Source organism: Maritimibacter sp. 55A14 (assembly GCF_003122205.1).
In the GTDB taxonomy this organism is placed as follows: Bacteria; Pseudomonadota; Alphaproteobacteria; order Rhodobacterales; family Rhodobacteraceae; genus QEYE01.
Genome location: NZ_QEYE01000005.1, coordinates 69,219 through 90,461 on the forward strand (window position 1 = coordinate 69,219; position 21,243 = coordinate 90,461).

At 68.0% G+C, this 21,243-nt stretch carries 19 protein-coding genes and 1 tRNA gene; 15 read left to right on the forward strand and 5 right to left on the reverse strand.

Annotation, left to right across the window (positions count from 1 at the left end; all coding sequences use genetic code 11):
- Positions 1-237: 237 nt before the first annotated feature.
- The 3 genes from DDZ14_RS05740 to DDZ14_RS05750 all read right to left on the reverse strand — a co-directional run bounded on the left by DDZ14_RS05740 (position 238) and on the right by DDZ14_RS05750 (position 4,859).
- A complete protein-coding gene (locus tag DDZ14_RS05740; protein ID WP_109423994.1) occupies positions 238-2,316 on the reverse strand; it encodes a capsular polysaccharide biosynthesis protein in 2,079 nt (692 codons plus the stop codon).
- Positions 2,317-2,325: 9 nt separating this feature from the next.
- Positions 2,326-3,471 (reverse strand): polysaccharide biosynthesis/export family protein, encoded by a 1,146-nt coding sequence (locus DDZ14_RS05745; protein WP_109423995.1) that lies wholly within the window; start codon positions 3,469-3,471, stop codon positions 2,326-2,328.
- 95 nt (positions 3,472-3,566) lie between these two features.
- Entirely contained in the window at positions 3,567-4,859 is a 1,293-nt protein-coding gene (locus DDZ14_RS05750) for a capsule biosynthesis protein (RefSeq protein WP_109424104.1), read from the reverse strand.
- A gap of 239 nt (positions 4,860-5,098) precedes the next feature.
- Here DDZ14_RS05750 and DDZ14_RS05755 point away from each other — a divergent pair, with 239 nt between their 5' ends.
- Positions 5,099-5,695 (forward strand): riboflavin synthase, encoded by a 597-nt coding sequence (locus DDZ14_RS05755; protein ID WP_109423996.1) that lies wholly within the window; start codon positions 5,099-5,101, stop codon positions 5,693-5,695.
- 10 nt (positions 5,696-5,705) lie between these two features.
- Here DDZ14_RS05755 and DDZ14_RS05760 read toward each other — a convergent pair whose 3' ends face one another.
- Positions 5,706-6,788: a phosphatase PAP2 family protein gene (locus DDZ14_RS05760; RefSeq protein ID WP_109423997.1), complete on the reverse strand. Its 1,083-nt coding sequence runs from the start codon at positions 6,786-6,788 to the stop codon at positions 5,706-5,708.
- A 218-nt stretch (positions 6,789-7,006) separates the two neighbouring features.
- On the opposite strand from DDZ14_RS05760, the gene ribB reads away from it, so the two are divergent.
- The 13 genes from ribB to DDZ14_RS05825 all read left to right on the forward strand — a co-directional run bounded on the left by ribB (position 7,007) and on the right by DDZ14_RS05825 (position 17,114).
- Positions 7,007-8,128: a 3,4-dihydroxy-2-butanone-4-phosphate synthase gene (gene ribB / locus DDZ14_RS05765; protein ID WP_109423998.1), complete on the forward strand. Its 1,122-nt coding sequence runs from the start codon at positions 7,007-7,009 to the stop codon at positions 8,126-8,128.
- Positions 8,129-8,131: 3 nt separating this feature from the next.
- On the forward strand, positions 8,132-8,686 hold the full coding sequence (locus tag DDZ14_RS05770; protein ID WP_109423999.1) for a 6,7-dimethyl-8-ribityllumazine synthase: 555 nt from the start codon (positions 8,132-8,134) through the stop codon (positions 8,684-8,686).
- Positions 8,683-9,162 carry a transcription antitermination factor NusB gene (gene nusB, locus DDZ14_RS05775; RefSeq protein WP_109424000.1) on the forward strand — a complete coding sequence of 160 codons (480 nt, stop codon included), beginning with the start codon at positions 8,683-8,685 and terminating at the stop codon, positions 9,160-9,162. The genes DDZ14_RS05770 and nusB overlap by 4 nt, the downstream gene beginning before the upstream one ends.
- Before the next feature lie 82 nt (positions 9,163-9,244).
- A complete protein-coding gene (locus DDZ14_RS05780) occupies positions 9,245-9,817 on the forward strand; it encodes a YceI family protein (RefSeq protein ID WP_109424001.1) in 573 nt (190 codons plus the stop codon).
- A 115-nt stretch (positions 9,818-9,932) separates the two neighbouring features.
- The gene (locus DDZ14_RS05785; protein WP_109424002.1) at positions 9,933-11,171 is read left to right on the forward strand and encodes an MFS transporter; all 1,239 of its coding nucleotides are present in this window, start codon (positions 9,933-9,935) and stop codon (positions 11,169-11,171) included.
- Between the two features lie 342 nt (positions 11,172-11,513).
- Complete coding sequence (gene metG / locus DDZ14_RS05790) at positions 11,514-13,232, forward strand: methionine--tRNA ligase (protein WP_109424003.1); 1,719 nt, start codon at positions 11,514-11,516, stop codon at positions 13,230-13,232.
- Positions 13,233-13,240: 8 nt separating this feature from the next.
- Positions 13,241-14,227, forward strand: a complete 987-nt coding sequence (locus tag DDZ14_RS05795) for a hypothetical protein (RefSeq protein ID WP_109424004.1) — start codon at positions 13,241-13,243, stop codon at positions 14,225-14,227.
- Positions 14,228-14,285: 58 nt separating this feature from the next.
- Positions 14,286-14,825, forward strand: a complete 540-nt coding sequence (locus DDZ14_RS05800; protein WP_109424005.1) for a tetratricopeptide repeat protein — start codon at positions 14,286-14,288, stop codon at positions 14,823-14,825.
- Positions 14,826-14,921: 96 nt separating this feature from the next.
- A complete protein-coding gene (locus tag DDZ14_RS05805) occupies positions 14,922-15,374 on the forward strand; it encodes a hypothetical protein (protein ID WP_109424006.1) in 453 nt (150 codons plus the stop codon).
- Positions 15,371-15,949: a hypothetical protein gene (locus tag DDZ14_RS05810; protein WP_233252496.1), complete on the forward strand. Its 579-nt coding sequence runs from the start codon at positions 15,371-15,373 to the stop codon at positions 15,947-15,949. The genes DDZ14_RS05805 and DDZ14_RS05810 overlap by 4 nt, the downstream gene beginning before the upstream one ends.
- Positions 15,949-16,548 (forward strand): SCO family protein, encoded by a 600-nt coding sequence (locus tag DDZ14_RS05815; RefSeq protein WP_109424007.1) that lies wholly within the window; start codon positions 15,949-15,951, stop codon positions 16,546-16,548. Before DDZ14_RS05810 ends, DDZ14_RS05815 begins: the two co-directional genes overlap by 1 nt.
- A gap of 52 nt (positions 16,549-16,600) precedes the next feature.
- Positions 16,601-16,686, forward strand: a tRNA-Leu gene (locus tag DDZ14_RS05820).
- Positions 16,687-16,799: 113 nt separating this feature from the next.
- Positions 16,800-17,114: a hypothetical protein gene (locus tag DDZ14_RS05825; protein ID WP_109424008.1), complete on the forward strand. Its 315-nt coding sequence runs from the start codon at positions 16,800-16,802 to the stop codon at positions 17,112-17,114.
- A gap of 27 nt (positions 17,115-17,141) precedes the next feature.
- Here DDZ14_RS05825 and DDZ14_RS05830 read toward each other — a convergent pair whose 3' ends face one another.
- Positions 17,142-17,600: an Lrp/AsnC family transcriptional regulator gene (locus DDZ14_RS05830; protein ID WP_109424009.1), complete on the reverse strand. Its 459-nt coding sequence runs from the start codon at positions 17,598-17,600 to the stop codon at positions 17,142-17,144.
- Positions 17,601-17,717: 117 nt separating this feature from the next.
- On the opposite strand from DDZ14_RS05830, the gene putA reads away from it, so the two are divergent.
- Positions 17,718-21,200 carry a bifunctional proline dehydrogenase/L-glutamate gamma-semialdehyde dehydrogenase PutA gene (putA, locus tag DDZ14_RS05835; RefSeq protein ID WP_109424010.1) on the forward strand — a complete coding sequence of 1,161 codons (3,483 nt, stop codon included), beginning with the start codon at positions 17,718-17,720 and terminating at the stop codon, positions 21,198-21,200.
- Positions 21,201-21,243 lie beyond the last annotated feature (43 nt).

Below are 21,243 nucleotides of genomic sequence, written 5' to 3' on the forward strand. Positions count from 1 at the left end.
TAAGCACGCGGCAATCGCAGATGTTTCCGCAGGACTGTTTCTCAGGCCATTGTTTTTCTGAACGTTTTCAGGTTGACCGTGGTAAAATTACATCCTCGTGATGTAGCGTCGGACCCAGAATTGCCACAATTGACCGGACCCTATTGTATACGACAGGCCCACAGTTATCTTTTATGGAATTTTTTGTTTCCGAAACACTCGCCTTCCGCGCGACTCACCTGCAAGGCCATCGGCGATTCACCGCCGACGCCAGAGATGCGCCTGCGAGGCGAGCAGGCCCTGAATTTTCGAGAGCGTGCGGTTGCCGGGACCGCCGGTCGTGAAACCGCCGGTCTCCAGCCGGTCGAGCACGACCTCCACGGGACAGGCGCGCCCGGTGAGGGGATCGAAATAGCGCGGATAGCCGATCAGCGCGGCATGAGTCAGGCCGGTCAGACAGGGACGCGCGCGGCGGCGCTCGGGCACCGGCCCGTGATCCTCGGTCAGCCCCCAGCCCGCATAAAAGGGCGCGCCCAGGCAATGCACCGGGACGCCGCGCAACAGCGCCTCGAAACCCAGGAGCGAGGTCATCGTCCAGACCTCGTCCGCGACCGCGAGGAGCGGCGCGGGCGCGGTACCGCGCAGAACGAGATCGGCCAGCGCCAGCGCGTCAGCCTCGTCCACGGCACCCGCCCTGAGACCGGCCTCCACATCCGGGTGCGGCTTGTAGAGGATCAGCGCGTCCGGGCGCGCGGCCCGCACTGCGTTCAGCAGTCCCAGATTGCTGCGCGTCTCGCCCGCACCGCACAGGATCGACGCGTCGTCCTCCACCTGTCCAGGCACCAGCACGACCTTGCGGTCCCGTGGCAGGTCGGGCAGGTCGTGCGCGCCGGTGTTGTACTTGCTCGCGCCGCCCGCGCGCAGGCGTGCGATCAGCGCCTCCGCCCGCGCCCGTGCCGGCTGCGGCAGCGCGTCCGAGGCCGCAATCAGCCGCTCCAGCCGGCTTTCACACGCCGGATCGTAGTAGATGCCCAGATCGTCGGATACAAGCGAGAGCGGCGGCACCAGTTCCGCCCCCAACCCGCGCGAGCGCAGGAAACCGTCCTCCACCCGCAGAAGCGGCACCCCGGCCTGCGCGGCGCGTGCGGCCAGACCCGGCGGCTCCTTCCCCGCCCAGACCATCAGGCGCCGTCCCGTCCGCGCGGCAAGCGCCAGCGCCTGATCCGCGTCGCGGGCGTGGCGCAGCCCCGGCCCGAAACCGCCGAAGACACGCTGCATGTGCCCCCGCTTCCAGAGCCGGATGCCCAGCCCGACATAGCCCGCGCGATCCTCGCGCCAGGCGCGCGCCTCGGCCTCCAGCGTGTCGCAGGCGGTCTCGAAACTCCCCGGCGCATCGGCGTGGAGGTCGTACCAGACGGGCATCTCCAGCATGGCGGCCGCGAAGAGCTGCGCGGGCGTCAGCTTGCGCCCGCGCCGCGCGACCGGCCGGCGATCCGCGCTGAGCCCCCAGCCGGCATAGAAGGGCTGGCCGAAGACCTGCGGCCGGTGCCCGGCCAGGATCGCCTCGAACCCGAGTTGCGAGGACACCGTATAGACCGCCGCCGCCCCATCGAGCAGCCGCCAGGGCGACAGCGGCGCGGCGACGAGCGTGGTGCGCGCATCCGCATCCGCCGGGCCGAAATGGCCGGGGCGCAGGCCGCGCGCGGTCTCCGGATGGGTCTTGATCACGATGCCGGCGTCGGGATGCTCGGCCCGTGCGGCCTCCAGCATCTGTGCGAATGTCTCCGCATCCGCCCCGCCCAGCCGGATCGAGGCATCGCCGCGGGTCTGGTCCACGACCAGCACATAGCCCGGATCGGGCGGGTCGAGCGCGGGATCGCAGGCGCAGTATTTCGACAGATGCGCGGCGCGCATCCGGGCGATGCCGGCCTCGGCCCGCGCGAGGAGCGCGGGATCGTCGAGCGGCGCATGTACCAGCATTTTCTCCAGGTCACTGGCTGCGGAGGCATCGCAATGAAGGCCCCGCCCGTCAAGCATCAGCCCGATCGGCAGGCCGCCCGCGCGTCCCGGCAGGACCGAGCGCAGGAAGGCGTCCTCGACCCGCACGAGCGGCACGCCGCGCTGCGCCGCCACCCAGGCACCCCGGCGCGATGTCGGACCCGCGCCCCAGACCGCGACGCCGTCCCCCGGCCCCGGCAACCCCAGGCGCAGTTCATGACCAGCAAGCGTCAGGATGCGCCGGATGCGCCGGCCGGTCAGAAACCCGCCGCTATAGACGAATAGCCGCCGGGGCAGCACCGTCCCGGCGGCAGGCTCGTCAGGACCCGGCGCCGTCACGCCGCCGCCTCACTGCGAGGCGAGTTGCGTGGCCGAGTTGACCGAGGTGATCGAACCCGTGAGCGCCCCGAGAACCTTGATCCACTGCACATAGGGCGCCTCGGTGACATAGACCGTGTCGCCGTCGCGGATCAGGAAGTCGCGGGCCTCGAACATGCCGTTGGTCTCGGTCAGGTCGAGTACATAGACCATCCGCTGCAACCCGATCAGGTCGTCGCGGCCCAGAACCGCATTGGCCACCGGCGCGGGCTCGTCGCGCAGAACGAAGACGCCGGTCGGATCGGCGAGGTTGGAGTTCAGCCCGCCGACCTGCGCGATCGCCTCCAGCGCCGAGAGATCGGGCGAGTCGAAGGGCACGCGGGTCTGCGCGCCGGTCGCGCCCATCGCGGTGAAAGCGCGCGTGTCCTGTTCCACGATGATCCGGTCGCCGGGCCGCAGCGCGATGTCGAGATCGGGTTCCTGGAACAGATCCTCCAGCCAGACCGTGCCGCGCTCCTTGCCGCGGATCACCGTGACCTTGGTCGTCTCGGACTCCATCGCGGGGCCGATGCCGCCCGCGCGCGCGATCATCGCGGTCAGGGTCCGGGTGGAGCGTTCGATCGGATAGACGCCCTGCCCGGCCACGCCGCCCACGATGCTGATGGTGGACCCGTCGCCTGCGGCGCGCGCCACCATGATCTGCGGATCGGGGGTCTGCGGATCGAGCTTCCGGGTGATGATCCGGCGCAGTTCCTCGGGCGTGTTGCCCGCCGCGCGGATGCGCCCGGCATAGGGAATGAAGATATGGCCGGTGCCATCGACCTGCACCTCGGTCAGCGGCGTGCCGCCCGATCCGCCACCCGGCGCACCGACGCTGAGCAGCCCCTGCTCGACATTCTCGTAGACGGTCATAGCGAGGACATCGCCGGGCCGGATCGTGTCCGACCCCAACTGCCTGGCATTCAGGAAGGCGGGCGAGAAGCCCAGTTCCGGCGTCACCGCCGTTGCGCGGGTCACGCGGTCATTGACCGAAACCACGAAGGCATTGCCCTGCCGCTGCACGGAGCCCGAATAGATCTCGCGCTTGCTGGGCCCCGAACGAGGCAATCCGCAACCCGCCACAGTGCCCGCCAGCACCACGAGGACCAGAATCCTGGCCCCCTTCACCACACGCATTTTCACGGCAAGGCTCCTTACTGCTCGTTCCTGCCTTATGTTTTTCGGAGAGCCTACAGAAAAGGCTTGAAAAAAGCCAGTCACTTAAAGGCGAATCACCGGACCACGCGCAATTGTTGCGCCGGCGCCGCGTCGCCCCGGAAAAGCGCGTCATAGGGATCGTGTTCAGCCAGCAGCATGTCGGTGACCCGACGCAGGAGTTGGCGGCGTCCGCGGGCGGAATAGAAGCCGCCCTGAACCTGGCTGGTTTCCATCAGGTAGTGGCGGTAGCTGCGATAGGCGCGAGTGTCGGGCAGGTCGGGGTCGGCGAAGAACTCTTCCAGCGGCTGGTCGGACAGGAACTCCGGCTTGCAATAGACGGCGCGGCCGAAGGCGCGCACCGGCACCCCGCGCCAGAGCGCCTGTTGCGCCGCGGTAGAGTTGATCGTCACGCAGCTTCGCGCCTGATCCAGAAGCGCCGCCAGCTTGCCGCCGCGCACGAAATGCACGCGCTCCGCAATGCCCAGCGCGCGCGCCTTGCGCATGGCCTCGCGTCGCAGGGGCTGGCGCCCGTCCTCCAGCGGATGGGCCTTGATGACCAGGTGATGATGCGTCGGCGCACCCCGCGCGAAACCTTCGAGGCAGATATCGACAAACCCGGTCATCGAGGTGAAGGGGCTGTGGCTCTGGACAGATGCGTCGTGCCCCAGTTGCAGAAGCACCAGGTGATAGGCGAAGCCGCCCTGCTTGATCCGCCGGGTTGCGATCGTGCGTTGCAGGGCGTGGCGCGGGATTGCCAGCAGGCGCAGGAGATAGAGCCGGAATTCCTGCGCGACGGTCAGGCTGCGATGCGGCCGGAAATTGGCGTAGCGGCGGTTCCGGGTCAGCACATGGAAATGATAGAGCGCGCCATAGAAGACATGCTGGCGCATGTCGCCCCAGCGCGGCGGTGCATCCGGCAGGTCGAGGTCGCGCCCCCTGAGTTGCGCCTGCATCTGCGCAACCGGCATGTCCATGAGCCGCGAATGGCCGTTCACGCCGCCGCGCTCATAGGTCACCCAGTAGGGCCGCAGATAGCCTTCCTCGAAACAGTGGACGGTAATCCCGGCCTGGCGCGCGCCCTGGACCGCAGCGGCATGGACCGGGCGGGTATCGCCATAGAGCACCAGATCGGTGACGCCGTGGCGGGTGAGCAGCGCGCGCAGCGCCGCCGGCCATTCATCGGGTCGGCCTGTGAAAGGGGTATAGCTGGCGTGATCGCGCCAGAAGACCTGATCGCCGCGATTGAAGCCCACGCGGTGGACGCGCGCGCCGGCGCTGAGCAGCATCCGGCCAAGCTGGTCGAAGAACGGTCCGTGCGGGCCCTGCAAAAACAGGAAGCTGCGCCCTGCCCCGGATACCATGCCCATATTGCCGCTTCTCCACCTGCCGCCCCTGCCGCGCCGGAACTGTTGCCCGAACCGCCGGGCCATGTCATCAGAATCGACGAATTTTCCGGTATTTTTCCGGCATTTGTGTAGCCATTTCTGCATATTCCGCGTCTGCTCCTGCCCGAGCGCGGCCAGGATAGGTCCGGGCCGCAGCCTCTTGCCTGCCGGACGCACAGCCGCTACGCCTGCCTGCGGACAGTCACGAAAGGCCCGGCGCCATGTTCACAGGCATCATCACCGATACCGGCACCATCCTGGAGCTGGAGCGGCGCGGCGATCTGCGCGCGCGCATCGCCACCGGCTATGACACCGCCACAATCGACATCGGCGCCTCCATCGCCTGCGATGGGGTCTGCCTGACGGTGGTGGCGCTGGGACGCGACGGGCAGGACTGGTTCGAGGTGGATATCTCCGCCGAGACCGTCTCGAGGACCAACCTGGCGCGCTGGAAACCCGGCGCGCGGGTCAATCTGGAACGCGCGCTGCGCGTGGGCGACGAGCTGGGCGGGCATATCGTCTCGGGCCATGTGGACGGGATCGCGGAAATCACCGCGCTGGCCGACGAGGGCGACAGCACCCGCGTCACGCTGCGCGCGCCCGAGGCGCTGGCGCGGTTCATCGCGCCCAAGGGCTCGGTGGCGCTCAACGGCACGTCGCTGACAGTGAACGAGGTGGAAGGCACCAGTTTCGGGATCAATTTCATTCCGCACACCAAGGACGTCACCACATGGGGCGAGGCGGCGGTGGGCGACGCCGTCAATCTGGAGATCGACACGCTGGCGCGCTACGTCGCGCGGCTCAGGGACTGGGCATAGCGGCGCGCGGCTAGAGCGTGGTCTCCACCGCCTTTTCCTGCGCATTCGCGGGCTGGTGGCGGGAGAGCCGCGCCGCCAGTTTCCAGCACAGGATCGCCAGGATGATCCCGGCATAGCCGTCCACAGCGTAATGCCAGCCGAGATGCACCGATCCGAGCAGGATCAGGAATGTGAAGAGGCTGAGCAGCAGCCCAGCCCAGCGCGCATAGGCGAAACCGCAGAGCGCCAGCAGCGTCGAGGAGGCCAGGTGCATGCTGGGCATCGCCGAAATGCCGCCTGCCAGCCGGTCGTCGCGAAGGTAGCCCTCCCAGAGCAGATCCTGCACGTTCAGCGCCCAGACCGGGCTGACTTCGTTGAATCGGTTGAGCATGTCCATCAGCGGCACGAACGTCTCCCCGAAACCCAGTCCCTGGTAATAGACCGGCCCGGCGGAGGAGAACGCCATCGCGAGGAGATTGCCGCCGATGGCCCAGGTCAGGACGAAAGCCAAAAGGAAGGTCATCCGCCGGCGCTGGTCGGTCACCGAAAAACACACGAGGAAAAGCACGAAATACGTCAGGAAGAGCCAGAAATGGTAGACTCCGTTGATGAAGGTGGTCATCTCCGGTGTGCCCAGGAGTGGCTTGAGTAGCTCATACGGGTGGTAGCCGAAATGCAGCAGCCGGTCGAACTCGGCGAAGGCCACGTCCCAGTCGAAGGGCTGGACATGGGGAATGACGGTCTTGAAATAGGTGAAGCTATCGAAGAAAACGACGAGGCAGAAGAGCGCGAAGGCGCCGCCGATCATGCGCTCGGGGTCGACCAGCACGCCGCGGATCTTGCCCACAAAGGCGTCCAGCGGACGGGCGGGCCGTTCGAACACAGCCATCAACAGAAGCGTCCGGACGCACAGGATCATCAGGAAAAGCGGAATCATCACGCCGAAAAGCGTGGCGAGCGATTGCATCAGGGTGTTGTCATAGGCCAGGCCCAGAAACCGGGCGGTGGTCATCGCCGCCAGGGAATGAACGCCGATGAGCCCGGCGAACAGCCCGTGTCTTTTCATGAAACCCTGGAGATCCGGGTTGCGGCGCCCGGTCTCGGAAGCGGTCATGGTCACGGCGAAACTCCACGACAATCGACAGAACTTTGCGGTCAGTGATCCCGCCCCATTGTGTCACCAGTTGGGCGAAAGCCTGAAACTTACCGCGCATTGTCGCGCCGGGCGGCGGGCTGCCCGCCCCGACGGGCGTGTCCTCGCGGCCCGTGGCTCTGGTCAGTGGCCGCGGAATGTTCTATCTGGCCAAGCGGAAAGCGCAGAGGTGAATCGCCATGAGCACGGACAGCCAGGAACAGGACCGGCAAGACTATTCCGGCGCGATTTCCTCGATCGAGGAGATCATCGAGGACGCGCGCAACGGCCGGATGTTCATCCTCGTTGATCACGAGGACCGCGAGAACGAGGGCGATCTGGTGATACCGGCGCAGATGGCCACCCCGGACGCAATCAACTTCATGGCCAAATACGGCCGCGGGCTGATCTGCCTGGCGCTGACCGGCGCGCGGATCGACGCGCTGGGCCTGCCGCTCATGGCGTCCTACAACGCCTCGCGCCACGAGACCGCCTTCACCGTCTCGATCGAGGCGCGCGAGGGCGTCACCACCGGCATCTCGGCGCATGACCGCGCGCGCACCGTGGCGGTCGCGACCGATCCGGGCACCACCGCGGCCGATATCGCCACGCCGGGCCATGTGTTTCCGCTGCGCGCGCAGGATGGCGGCGTGCTGGTGCGGGCCGGACATACCGAAGCCGCGGTGGACGTGGCCCGGCTGGCGGGCCTCAACCCATCGGGGGTGATCTGCGAGATCATGAACGAGGACGGCACCATGGCGCGGCTGCCCGACCTGGTCGCCTTCGCCCGGCGCCACGGCATGAAGATCGGCACGATCTCGGATCTCATCGCCTATCGCCGCCGCCACGACAATCTGGTCACCGAGACCGACCGGCGTCCGGTGCGCTCGTCCTATGGCGGCGACTGGACGATGCGCGTCTTCACAGACCGCACCAAGGGCACCGAGCATGTGGTGCTGACCAAGGGCGACATCACCACGCCCGAGCCAGTGCTGGTGCGCACCCATTCGCTGCATGCGCTGGAGGATGTGCTGGGCCTGGGCCCCGGCCCCGCCGATCAGGTGGAGCGCGCGATGAAGATCGTTGCCGCCGAGGGGCGCGGCGCGGTCTGCCTGTTCCGCGACCCGCGCGCCACGCTGCTGCTGGACGACGACGAGGACGGCCCGCGCACCGTGCGCCAGGTCGGGCTGGGCTCGCAGATCCTGTCGTCGATGGGGCTGCATGACCTGATCCTGCTCACCGACTCGCCCGCCACACGCTATGTCGGGCTCGACGCCTACGGGCTGCGTATCGTGGGCACCCGCCCGATCACCGAGGAGTGAGCCATGGCCGGACATGAGACACAGGACGCGCTGGCGCTGCCGAAATTCGACAAGCCGGTGAAGCTGCTGATCGTGGTCGCGCCCTTTTACCGCGACATCGCCGACAACCTTGTCAAGGGCGCGCGCGCGGTCATCGAGGCGGCCGGCGCCACCGCCGAACTGGTCGAGGTGCCGGGCGCGCTGGAGGTGCCCGTGGCGATCCGCATCGCGCACCGGCAGTCGAATTTCGACGGCTTCGTGGCGCTGGGCTGCGTGATCCGGGGCGAGACCACGCATTATGAGACGGTCTGCAACGACAGCTCCCGCGCGCTCATGCTGCTGGGACTCGAGGGCGCGCATATCGGCAACGGTATCCTGACGGTCGAGAACCGTGCCCAGGCCGAGGTCCGGGCCGATCCCGCGGAGATGGACAAGGGCGGCGGCGCGGCGGCCGCGGCGCTGCATCTGGTCGCGCTTTTCCGGAAATACACCGGCAGCCCCAAGGGCATCGGCTTCCGTCCCGCATCCGAGGAATTCCGCATCGCCGAAAGCGACAAAACGGGGCCGCAACGCACATGACCGCCCATTCAGACCGTGAGACGATGCAGCGCGCCCGCGCCGCAGCCCGGCTCAACGCCGTCCAGGCGCTTTTCCAGATGGAGGCGACGGGCGGTGCGCTCGACGATGTGCGCCACGAGTTCGAGACGCATCGGCTGGGCGCCACCCTCGGCGACGAGGAGGAACTGGCGGAGGCCGACCTGTGGCTCTTCCGCGCGCTGCTCGAAGGCGCGGTGGAGCGGCAGGCGAAGATCGACCAGATGACGGACCGCGCGCTGGTTGCGAAATGGCCGATCGCGCGCATCGACCCGACGCTCCGGGCGCTGTTCCGCGCCGCAGGCGCCGAACTGGTGGGCCGCGACACGCCGCCGCGCGTGGTGGTCAACGAGTTTGTGGAAGTGGCCAAGGCCTTCTATCCCGAGGGTCGCGAGGTCAAATTCGTCAACGCTGTGCTCGACCACATGGCGCGCGAGGCCAAGCCCGACGCCTTCGCCTGAGCGACGCGCTTGCCGCTGGTCGCGCGAAAGTGATCGCCTCCGGGCGTGGACGTGCTACCTGTGGATGCGAAAGGCCCGGCCGATGCGTCTGCGTGCCACGATCCTTGTCCTTCTCTGCTGCTGGCCGCTGATCGCGGCCGCCGCGCCGGAGCGATACGTGCTCGACGCCGCGCGTTCGGATGTGGACTTCATCTACGAACTGGACGGCGACTGGGTCCGCGGCAGCATCCCGATCATCGACGCCGACCTGCAGCTCGACTTCTCGGCGATCAGCCGGTCGCGCGTGTCGGTGCGGCTCGACGCCACCCGCACCCGCGCGGGCTTCATCCTGGCCACGCAGGCGGTGCGTGGTGCAGGCGGGCTGGACGCGGCGGATTACCCGGTGATCTCGTTTCGAAGCACATCGGTTCGCGCGGACGGGCCGAACCGCGCGCGCATTTCAGGGCGTGTGCGGATGCGCGGGGTCGAACGCGACATGGTCCTGCTGGCCCGGCTCTACCGGCAGCGCGGCACCGAACCGGGGGATCTGAGCCGCATAACCCTGCGCCTGACGGGCGCGCTCAACCGCAGCGATTTCGGCTCCACCGCCTATTCCGGGCTGGTGGGCGACCGCGTCGGGCTCGATATCATGGCGCGGGTGGAGCGGCAGGACTGACGAACCACCGTTTGGGGAACCAAGGCACAAAACCGCCATCCGGTGACGCTGGCGGCACTGCGCGCCGGGTCGCCGCCGGGGCAATCTGCCCGCGACACCCTGCCGGAGCGGCCCGATGCGCCTGCTGATCTCCTTTGCCGCCCTGTTCCTGTCGGTGACGCTGCTCCAGCTCTCCTCGGGCGGGATCGCACCGCTCGACGCGCTCTCCGGGCTGGCCTCGGGCTTCACCGCGGCCGAGGTCGGCCTGCTGGGCTCGGCCCATTTCCTGGGCTTCTTCATCGGCTGCTGGTGGGCGCCGCGGCTTCTGGGCACGGTCGGCCACGCGCGCGCCTTCGCCGCCTTCACCGCCGCCGGCACGATCGGCATCCTGATGCATATGCTGCTGGTCGCACCGCTGGCCTGGGCCGGGATGCGGATGCTGACCGGGCTCTGCGTGGCGGGTTGCTACACGGTGATCGAGGCCTGGATGCAGGCGCGGCTGACCAACGCGACGCGCGGCCGCGCGATGGGGGTCTACCGGCTGGTCGATCTGCTGGCCGGGCTTGGCGCGCAATTGCTGATCGGGGTGCTGGAGCCCGCAAGCTATGTCTCCTACAACCTGCTGGCCATACTCTGCTCCGCGGCGCTCTTGCCGCTGGCGCTGACCCGCAGCGCCGAGCCCGTGACGATGGCCGCGCCCCGGCTGCGTCCGGTCATGGCGATCCGGCTGTCGCCGCTGGCTGCGGCGGGCGTTCTTGTGGCGGGGCTCTCGGGCGCCTCCTTCCGCATGGTGGGGCCGCTCTACGCGCAGGAGGTGGGGCTCGCCACCGGGCAGATCGCGCTCTTCCTGGCCGCCTTCGTGCTGGGCGGCGCGCTGGCGCAATACCCGGTCGGATGGTTCGCCGACCGCTTCGACCGGCGGCATGTCCTGGCCTGGCTCTCACTGCTCTCGGTCGGCGCCTCGGGGATGACGGTGATGCTGGCCGATGGCGGCTCCACCGCGGTGCTGGGCGCAGCGGTGGTCTTCGGCATGGTGACCTTCCCGATCTTCTCGGTCTCGACCGCCCATGCCAACGATTTCGCGACCCCCGATCAGGCGGTGGAACTGAACGCCAGCCTGCTCTTTCTCTACGCCACTGGCGCGATCGCGAGCCCGCTGATCGTTTCGGCCCTGATCGCGGCTCTGGGGCCGGCGGCGATGTTTGGCTTCATCTCGGCGGCGCATCTTGGGCTGCTCGCCTTCGGGCTCTACCGGATGCGGATGGCACGCCGGGCACCGCGCCAGACCCGCTATGTGTACACGCCCCGCACCTCGGCCATCGTGGGGCGGCTCTTGCGCAACGGGCGCGAACGCGCCGCACCGGATCGCCGCTAGAGCCACTTCCCTGAACCCCGTTGTCCGAAGTGCGGCCGCCAGCACATTCGGAGACGAGCCGCGGGGTTGCCAGACCGCGGGATGGCGATCCGACATATGAGCGGCCCACTTTATCCCGGCCATGTCCGAACAGGATCGGAGCTTTGCGCGGACGCCACCGCATCTCCAGCCCGTCGGGGCGGCGCTGGCAATCGCGCGGCGGCCTGCGGCCTCGATCCCGCACGGGGCCAGCAGGTGAACCCCGAGCAAGGCATATGTGGCAGATCGAAGGAAGGCCGCTCTAGAACCCGGCGCGCGGCTGCGCTAGACCGTGCCGGACACGGCATTGGCCAAGGGACAGACATGGCACGCATCCTCATCACCTCGGCGATCCCCTATATCAACGGGATCAAGCATCTGGGCAATCTGGTGGGCAGCCAGTTGCCCGCCGATCTCTACGCCCGCTACGCGCGGGCACGCGGGCATGAGGTGATGTTCATCTGCGCCACGGACGAGCACGGCACGCCCGCCGAACTGGCCGCCGCCAAGGCCGGCAAGCCGGTCGCTGAATACTGCGCCGAGATGTACGAGGTCCAGAAGGCGCTGAGCGACGGTTTCCGGCTTTCCTTCGATCATTTCGGGCGCTCCTCCTCGGCGCGCAACCGCGCGCTGACGCAGCATTTCGCCGCACGGCTGGCCGAGGCCGGGCTGATCGAGGAAGTGACTGAATCCCAGGTCTATTCCGTCGCCGACGGCCGCTTCCTGCCCGACCGCTATATTGAGGGCACCTGCCCCAATTGCGGCTATGACAAGGCGCGCGGCGACCAGTGCGAGAACTGCACCAAGCAGCTTGACCCCACCGACCTGATCGAGCCGCGCTCCGCCGTCTCGGGCTCCACCGATCTGGAAGTGCGCGAGACGCGGCACCTCTACCTGCGCCAGTCGGCGATGCGCGGCAAGCTGGCGGAGTGGATCGACAGCAAGACCGACTGGCCGGTCCTGACCACCTCGATCGCAAAGAAATGGCTCAATGACGGCGACGGGCTGCAGGACCGCGGCATCACCCGCGATCTGGACTGGGGCGTGCCGGTGCAATTCGACGGCGCGCCCTGGTCCGGCATGGAGGGCAAGGTCTTCTACGTCTGGTTCGACGCGCCCATCGAATATATCGCCGCGACCGCCGAATGGGCGGATGCGAACGGGCTGGACGAAGCCGCCTGGCGGCGCTGGTGGCGGCTCGACGAGGGCGCGGAGGACGTGCGCTACGTGCAGTTCATGGGCAAGGACAACGTGCCTTTCCACACGCTGAGCTTTCCCGCCACGATCATGGGCTCGGGCGAGCCCTGGAAGCTCGTCGATTACATCAAGTCCTTCAACTACCTCAATTACGACGGCGGGCAGTTCTCCACCAGCCAGGGGCGCGGTGTCTTCATGGACCAGGCGCTCGAGATCCTGCCGGCGGATTACTGGCGCTGGTGGCTGCTGAGCCACGCGCCGGAAAATTCCGATGCCGAGTTTACCTGGGAGAATTTCCAGGCCAGCGTGAACAAGGACCTGGCCGATGTGCTGGGCAATTTCGTCTCTCGCGTGACCAAGTTCTGCCGCTCGAAATTTGGCGAGGCGGTGCCGGAGGGCGGTCCTGACATGCCCTTCGATGCGGCTACGCGAGACGCATTTCAAGGCTACATGAACAACTACCAACGTCACATGGCCGAAATGGATATTCGCAAGGCAGCGCGCGAGCTTCGCGCGATGTGGGCGCTTGGGAACGAGTGGCTTCAGGCGGCGGAACCGTGGGCCTTGTACAAGCAGGACGAGGATGAGGCCGCCGCGCGAATCCGTTGGTCGCTCAACCTGATCCGGTTCTATGCCATCGTCTCAGCACCCTTCATCCCCGACACGTCCGACCGGGTACTGGAGGCCATGAATTGCGAAGACAGAACCTGGCCGAGCGGCGTCGAAACCGCTCTGACCGCACTCCCGCCCGGCCATGCCTTCACTGTGCCTGATAACCTCTTCCGCAAGATCGCGGATGCCGAACGCGAAGACTGGCAGGCGCGCTTCGCCGGGCAGCGCGCCTGAGGCGGCGCATGCAGGCGGAAATCCGGTTCCATCTTCCCGCGAAGGACCTGGAAGGGTTCCGCAATGCCCAGCATCTGCGGATTTTCCGCCGCATCGAGGAGGCGCTGGCCCCGCGCGGCGCGGCGATCCGGGTGCTGCCGATCGAGCCGCCGCCCCAAACATCGCCCGACGACGGTTCCGTTGACCCGCGCTTTCCCGACGCGCATCTGCATATCCTTTGGAACGGACGGCAGCGACGGCACAACGTGCTGAACGCGGCGCTGGCCTATATCGAACCCTACTGGCATCTCGACCCGCGCGGGGTTCTCTGCGACAGTTCCATCGCCGGGCGCGCCTACGACCCCGGCACCGTGCCCTTCCGCAGGGCCGATCCGCTCTTTCAGGCGCTGCGCCGGCGGCTGGTGGTGAAGCGGCACTCCCGCTACCAGCAGATGCGTGCGAAGACCCCCGTGCCCGAAGGCGCGATCGCGGTCTTCCTGCAGGGCCGCACCCCCTATCGCGACGGCTCCGCCCATTGCAGCGCGGAAGAGATGCTGCGCTGTGTGGCGCGGCACGCGGGCGGGCGGCCGGTCGTCGTCAAGGGCCATCCGCTGGGCAGCGGGATGGACGATATCGCGCTGGTGGCCGACCTGATGGCCGAGGGCCACGACCTGCACCCCACCGACGCCAATGTGCATGACATCCTGGCCGCCTGCTGCGTCACCGTCTCGGTCAATTCCGCCGTGGCGATGGAAGGCTTCCTGCACCGCAAGCCCGCGATCCTCTTCGGCCGCTCGGACTTTCATCACAATGCCGAAACCGTGCGCGACCCGGCGGAGTTTCCCACCGCACTGGACCGCGCCCTGACCCGGCGCGGGGGCCATGCGCAGTTTATCCACTGGTATTTCGCGCAAAACTGCCTGTCGCTGCACGACCCGGATTTCACGGAGGCGGTGCTGGCACGCTTCGCCGCCGCGGGCTTCCCGGCTGAGCGTCTGGGACTGGCGCCCGGCTGATCACACGTCCGCGCGAGCCGGGTTGACCGGCGCGGAAACCGTGCCACCATTTCAAACCATGAGGACACTTCTCGCCCTCCTGATGCTGGGCGCCCCGGCGCTCGGCGACACCTGCCCGCCCCTGCCCGACCGGGCCGGGGAACGGGCGCAGCTTCTGGCCGAGGCGCACGAGGCCCCGGATGCGCGGGCCGGAAGGATCGCCATGAACGCGCTCTGGGAGTTCTGGGCCACCGCGCCGGACGACCGGGCGCAGGATCTGCTGGACCGTGGCATGGAGCGGCGCGCATCCTATGATTTCGAGGCCGCGCATGACGCGTTCGACGCATTGGTTAACTACTGCCCACATTACGCCGAGGGCTACAACCAGCGCGGCTTCGTGCATTTCCTGCGCGGCCAGTACGGCTATGCGCTGGAGGATCTCAACCGGGCGCTGGCACGCGATCCGCAACATGTGGCCGCGATGGCCGGCAAGGCGGTGACGCTGATGAACCTGGGCCGGATCAAGGCCGGCCAGGCGGTCCTGCGCGAGGCGCTGACGCTCAACCCCTGGCTGCCGGAGAGGGGCATGCTGCTCGCGGAGCCGGGCGAGGAGCTGTGACCCCCGCCGGTAAAATCGTGATCGTGCCGTGTGTTTGAAAGCGGCCCGCCCCGTGTCATGCTTGCCGATACCAACCGGACATGGGGAGGCCACCGGATGAAACACCGAATGCTGAGCGCCGCCGTTGCGGCGATGATGGCCACGCCAGTTTTGGCCGCCGAGGGCGAGCGGGTGCAGATCACGGGAGAGATGATCGACACCTGGTGTTATTACTCCGGCGTCATGGGCGGCCCCGACGCGGTGCAGGGCACGGCGCATCATACCTGCGCGCTCTGGTGCTCGGCGGGCGGTATCCCGGTGGGGCTTCTGGCCGAGGATGGCACCGTCTACATGGTACTCAAGATCGAGGGCGATGACGGTTCGGCGGGCGGCGACACGCAGCTCCGGCTGGCCTCGCATACCATCACCGCGGACGGCATGCTCTACACCCGCGACGGCATCAATTACATCGTGGTGGAGGACGTCGTGAGCGACGCCGGCATCACCAATCCCAACCATGAGGATTTCGGCCCCGTGCCGGGCTTCGCCATTCCGGACCCGAACCAATGAGGCAGCTCGGACAGCGCATCGCCGCCCCGCTCGCCGCGTGCCTTCTGGCCGCGCCCGTTGCCGCGCAAGACTTCTCCGAAGGCTCCGAGGCGAAATCCTGGAACCTCGCCGCCGAACAGCCCGCGCGCTTCGAGGCCCGCGTCGTGGACATCCTGTGCGAGTTGACCGGCGACTGCCCGGAAAACTGCGGCGACGGCCGCCGGCAGCTCGGGCTCGAGCGCAGCGCCGATGGCGTCCTCGTCTATCCCAACAAGAACGCCCAGCCCGCCTTTACCGGCGCGGTGGTGGAGCTTCTGCCCTATTGCGGCCGCGAGGTGGAGGTCGACGGGCTGATGATCGACGACCCCGATCTGGGCGCGCGCAACATCTACCTGGTGCAGCGCATCCGCGAGGCGGGCGGCGACTGGGTCAAGGCGGACCGCTGGACGGGCGAATGGGCCGAGGCGCATCCCGACGCGCCGGGCAAAGGCCCCTGGTTCCGGCGCGACCCGCGCATCCGCGCGGAGATCGAGGCGCATGGCTATCTGGGCCTCGGAGAGGAGGCTGACGCGGCCTTCATCGAGGACTGGTTCTGATGCGGCCGCTGGCGCTCTGCCTTTCCCTCGCGCTGGTCGCGGGCGCGGCGGGCGCGCACGATTCCGCCGACGATCACCCCGGTCCGGCGGCGGCGGACGCGCTGCCCTTCGCGCTGGGCGGCCCCTTCAGATTGACCGATCAGCACGGGCGGAGCCGCAGCGAGGCCGACCCGGAAGGCGATCTGCAACTGCTCTTCTTCGGCTATGCCAACTGCCCCAGCATCTGCTCGGCCGCGATGCCGATGATGGCACAGACAGCCGATTTGCTCGCCGCGCGGGGGATCGGCGTCACGCCCGTGATGATCACCGTCGATCCGGCCCGCGACACGCCGGCGGGCATGGCCGAACCGCTGGCCGAGTTGCACCCCGACTTCATCGGTCTGACGGGCAGTGAGGATGCGCTCAGGCGCGCCTATGACGCCTTTCAGGTGGAGCACGAGCTGGTCTTCGAAGACCCGTTCGACGGTCCGATCTACGCGCATGGCAGCTTCGTCTACCTGCTCGACGCCGCGGGTGCGGTGCTGACGCTGATGCCGCCCGTGCTGACGCCCGAACGCGCGGCGGCGATCGTGGCGGGCTACGCGGAACGCGGCGCCTGAGGCTTGCGCCCGGCACCGTTCCGACCTACCCAATGAGGCAGACGCTCCACGGGCCCGCGTGGTGGAATGGTAGACACATGGGACTTAAAATCCCTGGGCCGAAAGGCCGTGCCGGTTCGAGTCCGGCCGCGGGTACCACCGCCCCGGCAGCACCATGCCGACAGGCGCGCTGCGTCAGATCGTCATTGGCAACCGGGGGTGCGAAGGCCTACATTCAAAGGGAACGCTCACGGAATGAACGGAGGCCCCCAATGCCACGTCTTGTGAAACTCTTCATCTTCCACGGCTTCATCGGTGTGGTGCTGGGGGCCGTTTTCACCGGGATGCTTCTGTGGTTCAACGTCGCCAATCTGGGACATCTGGTCACCCATTCGCCGGAGGGCTGGCTGGCCGTGGTCATGCTGGTCTGGTTCAGCGGCATCACCTTCGGCGGCGTGCAGATCGGCATCCGCGTGATGGGCATGGCCGAGCCCGAGGAGGACGGGACCGGCGGCCGCCGCGACCCGATTCCGGAGGTCCAGCCGGTGCCGGTCGAGGTTTACGCGGGCGGCTCTACCCGCCGCTGAGCCTCTGTCCCCGGCGCGAAGACCGGCTCATGCCATGTCGTCCTTGACCGCCTCCATCGCGACATAGGTCGAGGTGTGCGAGACATAGGGAAGCGCCGAGATCTTCTCGCCCATCACGTGCCGGTAAGTGGCCATGTCGCTGGTGCGCACCTTGAGCAGGTAGTCGAAGCCGGCGGCCAGCATGTGACACTGCTCGACCTCGGGGATCTGCACCACGGCACGGTTGAACGCATCGAGCGCCGCCGCCTTGGTGTCGGTCAGCTTCACCTCCACGAACGAGATATGGTCGCGCCCCAGCTTGATCGGGTCGAGCAACACCCTGTAGCCAATGATGACGCCTTCGCTCTCCAGCCGCCTGAGTCGTGCCTGGGTGGGCGATTTCGACAGGCCGATGGCACGCGCCAGATCGGTTACTGTGATGCGCCCGTCTGTGGAGAGCACGCGCAGGATCGCGAGGTCAAATCGGTCGAGATCGGCGGCTTTCATTGTCGTTTTTCCCGGTAGATAATCGCAATTCAGGAAAAGCTCTGCCATATTTGCTGCAATAAGCCAATCGTCCTGCATACCATCGGATATATTGGCGCAAATCCTGGAGGCTCGACCATGACCGACTCGCTTGCCAAAATCCGTTCCGCGATGCGCACCGACACCCTGCCCGACGAGGGTGCGGTGCTGCGCCACCTGATTGCCGAGGCCGATCTGGACGATGCAGCCCGAAGCGCGATCCAGAACCGCGGGGCCAAGCTGGTTGAAAAGATCCGGACCTCTGCCGGCCCCGGCCTGATGGAGGTCTTCCTGGCCGAATACGGGCTCTCGACCGAGGAAGGCATCGCGCTGATGTGCCTGGCCGAGGCTCTGCTGCGGGTGCCCGACGCCGACACGATCGACGCGCTGATCGAGGACAAGATCGCACCCAGCGACTGGGGCAAGCATCTGGGACATTCGTCCTCCTCGCTGGTCAACGCCTCCACATGGGCGCTGATGCTGACCGGCAAGGTGCTCGACGACGAGCACGAGCGCGGCCTGGCGGGCACGCTGCGCGGCGCGGTCCGGCGTCTGGGAGAGCCGGTGATCCGAACCGCCGTCGGCCGCGCCATGCGCGAGATGGGCCGCCAGTTCGTGCTGGGCGAGACGGTGCAATCGGCGATGCGCCGCGCCCGCGCGATGGAAGCCAAGGGCTACAGCTACTCCTACGACATGCTGGGCGAGGCGGCGCGCACCGATGCCGACGCACGCCGCTACCAGCGCGCCTATTCCGACGCGATCGCGGAAATGGCGGAAGCCTGCGACAAGGGCGACATCCGCATGAACCCCGGCATTTCCGTGAAGCTCTCGGCGCTCCATGCCCGCTACGAGGTCGCGCAGCGCGACCGCGTGATGAGCGAACTCGCCCCGCGCCTGGCTGGTCTCGCCCGGCAGGCCAAGGATGCCGGCATGGGCCTCAATATCGACGCCGAGGAGGCCGACCGGCTGGACCTGTCGCTCGACGTGATCGAGAAGGTACTCTCGGACCCGCGGCTGGCGGGCTGGGACGGGTTCGGCGTCGTCGTGCAGGCCTACGGGCCGCGCGCGGGCCATGTTCTCGACTGGCTCTACGCGCTGGCCGGCAAGCTCGACCGCAAGATCATGGTGCGGCTCGTCAAGGGCGCTTACTGGGACACCGAGGTGAAGCGCGCGCAGGTCTTGGGGCTGGACGGCTTCCCGGTCTTCTCGCGCAAGGCGTCCACCGACGTCAGCTATATCGCCAATGCCCGCAAGCTCCTGCGCATGACCGACCGCATCTATCCGCAGTTTGCCACCCACAACGCCCATACTGTGGCGGCGATCCTGGAGATGGGCAGCGACCGGCGCGATGCGTTCGAGTTCCAGCGTCTGCACGGCATGGGCGAGCGGCTCCACGACATCGTCCTGGCCGAGGAGAAGACCCGTTGCCGGATCTACGCGCCGGTCGGCGCGCATCGCGACCTGCTGGCCTATCTGGTCCGCCGGCTGCTGGAGAATGGCGCCAACTCCTCCTTCGTCAACCAGATCCTCGACCCCGACGTACCGGCGTCCGAAGTCGCCGCCGACCCGTTCGCGGCGGTGGCGCAGTATATCGGCGCGCCTGAGAACCCGGTGATCGACCACCCGTCCGCGATCTTCGGCGAGGGCCGGGTGAATGCGCGCGGCTGGGACCTGACAGATCCCGAGGATCTTGCCGATATCGAGGCCGCCCGCGCGCCTTGGCGCGATACCGTCTTCGAGGCCGCTCCGATCATAGCGGGCAAATCAAAGGACGGGCCCGCCCATGACGCGATGAACCCGGCCGATCCAACCGACAAGGTGGGGCATGTGACCGACGCCTCGCCCGAGGATGTGGAGACCGCGCTGGCCGCCGCGACGCCCTGGGAGGCCGGGCCGGCGGAACGCGCCGAGGTGCTGCGCCGGGCCGCCGATCTCTACGAACGTGATTTCGGTCTGGTCTTCGCGATCGTCGCGCGCGAGGCGGGCAAGACCCAGCTCGACGCCGTGGGCGAATTGCGCGAGGCGGTGGATTTCCTGCGCTACTATGCCGGGCAGACCGACCAGCCCAACCCCGCGCGCGGCGTCTTTGCCTGCATCTCGCCCTGGAACTTCCCGCTGGCGATCTTCACCGGGCAGCTTTCGGCGGCGCTGGCGGCGGGCAACGCGGTGGTCGCCAAGCCCGCCGAACAGACCCCGCTCATCGCACATGCGGCGGTGAAACTCCTGCATGAGGCCGGCGTACCCCGCAGCGCGCTGCAATTCCTGCCCGGCGACGGCGGCACGGTGGGCGCGGCGCTCACCTCCGATCCGCGGGTGGACGGCGTCTGTTTCACAGGCGGCACCGATACTGCGATGCTGATCAACCGCGCGATGGCCGCCAAGCTCGATCCCAACGCCCCGCTCATCGCCGAGACGGGCGGGCTCAACGCGATGATCGTGGACAGCACCGCGCTGCCCGAACAGGCGGTGCGCGACATCCTCGCTTCGTCCTTCCAGAGCGCCGGCCAGCGCTGTTCGGCGCTGCGCTGCCTCTACGTGCAGGAGGACATCGCGCCGACGCTGACCCGAATGCTCTTCGGCGCGATGGAGGAGCTCAGCCTCGGCAATCCCTGGGACCTCTCCACCGATGTGGGTCCGGTCATCGACGACGAGGCCCGCAGCCGCATCGTGGAGCATGTCGAACGCGCCCGCAGCGAAGGCCGTGTGCTCAAGGAAATGCCGACACCCAATACCGGCAATTTCGTCGGCCCCACGGTGATCCGCGTGGGCGGAATAGGCGAGATGGGGCAGGAGATTTTCGGCCCGGTCCTGCATCTGGCGACCTTCAAGTCGCGCGACCTGCACCGTGTCATCGACGCGATCAACGCCACCGGCTACGGGCTGACCTTCGGGCTGCACACCCGGATCGACGACCGCGTGCAGGAGATCGTGGACCGCATCGAGGTCGGCAACATGTATGTCAACCGCAACCAGATCGGCGCGGTGGTGGGCAGCCAGCCCTTTGGCGGCGAGGGTCTGTCGGGCACCGGGCCCAAGGCGGGCGGGCCGAACTACGTGCCACGGTTCACCGCGCGGCCCCGGCCCAGCCTGTCGCCGGACGACGCCCCGCCGGCGCCCGTCGATGCCGTGGCCGCGGCGCTCAATGCGCTCGCGGTGCCCGATACGCCGCATGAGGTCCTCGACATGCCCGGACCGACCGGCGAGTCGAACCGTCTGTCGCTCTATCCGCGCAGGCGGATTCTCTGCATGGGACCAGGGCGCGGGGCCGCCGACCGCCAGGCCGCCGAGGTGCGCGCGACCGGCGCCGTGCCGCTCACCGTCTCCGAGGGCGGCGATGTCTCCGGCCAGCTCGACCCCGAGGCACTGGCCAGCCTGGCCCCGCTCGACGGGGTGCTCTGGTGGGGGGACGCCGAGACCGCCCGCGCCTGCCGCGAGGCGCTGGCGCGGCGCGATGGGCCGCTCATCCCGCTGATCTGCGAGGAAGGCGGAGCGTCGCGGCTCTGGATGGAGCGCCATGTCTGCGTGGACACCACCGCGTCGGGCGGCAACGCGCAGCTTCTGGCGGCGGGCGGCGAAGCCTGAGGACCGCCCCCCGCGCGGCGGGCCGGGCGGCGGTCCGCCACGC

Bases quoted from the DNA above. Each gene is read 5' to 3' on its own strand.
- DDZ14_RS05810 (WP_233252496.1), top strand. From the start codon at position 15,371: ATGAGGCAGCTCGGACAGCGCATCGCCGCCCCGCTCGCCGCGTGCCTT.
- ribB (WP_109423998.1), top strand. From the start codon at position 7,007: ATGAGCACGGACAGCCAGGAACAGGACCGGCAAGACTATTCCGGCGCG.
- DDZ14_RS05825 (WP_109424008.1), top strand. From the start codon at position 16,800: ATGCCACGTCTTGTGAAACTCTTCATCTTCCACGGCTTCATCGGTGTG.
- DDZ14_RS05800 (WP_109424005.1), top strand. From the start codon at position 14,286: ATGAGGACACTTCTCGCCCTCCTGATGCTGGGCGCCCCGGCGCTCGGC.
- metG (WP_109424003.1), top strand. From the start codon at position 11,514: ATGGCACGCATCCTCATCACCTCGGCGATCCCCTATATCAACGGGATC.
- nusB (WP_109424000.1), top strand. From the start codon at position 8,683: ATGACCGCCCATTCAGACCGTGAGACGATGCAGCGCGCCCGCGCCGCA.
- DDZ14_RS05785 (WP_109424002.1), top strand. From the start codon at position 9,933: ATGCGCCTGCTGATCTCCTTTGCCGCCCTGTTCCTGTCGGTGACGCTG.
- DDZ14_RS05805 (WP_109424006.1), top strand. From the start codon at position 14,922: ATGAAACACCGAATGCTGAGCGCCGCCGTTGCGGCGATGATGGCCACG.
- putA (WP_109424010.1), top strand. From the start codon at position 17,718: ATGACCGACTCGCTTGCCAAAATCCGTTCCGCGATGCGCACCGACACC.
- DDZ14_RS05770 (WP_109423999.1), top strand. From the start codon at position 8,132: ATGGCCGGACATGAGACACAGGACGCGCTGGCGCTGCCGAAATTCGAC.
- DDZ14_RS05795 (WP_109424004.1), top strand. From the start codon at position 13,241: ATGCAGGCGGAAATCCGGTTCCATCTTCCCGCGAAGGACCTGGAAGGG.
- DDZ14_RS05760 (WP_109423997.1), bottom strand. From the start codon at position 6,788: ATGACCGCTTCCGAGACCGGGCGCCGCAACCCGGATCTCCAGGGTTTC.
- DDZ14_RS05815 (WP_109424007.1), top strand. From the start codon at position 15,949: ATGCGGCCGCTGGCGCTCTGCCTTTCCCTCGCGCTGGTCGCGGGCGCG.
- DDZ14_RS05745 (WP_109423995.1), bottom strand. From the start codon at position 3,471: ATGCGTGTGGTGAAGGGGGCCAGGATTCTGGTCCTCGTGGTGCTGGCG.
- DDZ14_RS05755 (WP_109423996.1), top strand. From the start codon at position 5,099: ATGTTCACAGGCATCATCACCGATACCGGCACCATCCTGGAGCTGGAG.
- DDZ14_RS05830 (WP_109424009.1), bottom strand. From the start codon at position 17,600: ATGAAAGCCGCCGATCTCGACCGATTTGACCTCGCGATCCTGCGCGTG.
- DDZ14_RS05750 (WP_109424104.1), bottom strand. From the start codon at position 4,859: ATGGGCATGGTATCCGGGGCAGGGCGCAGCTTCCTGTTTTTGCAGGGC.
- DDZ14_RS05780 (WP_109424001.1), top strand. From the start codon at position 9,245: ATGCGTCTGCGTGCCACGATCCTTGTCCTTCTCTGCTGCTGGCCGCTG.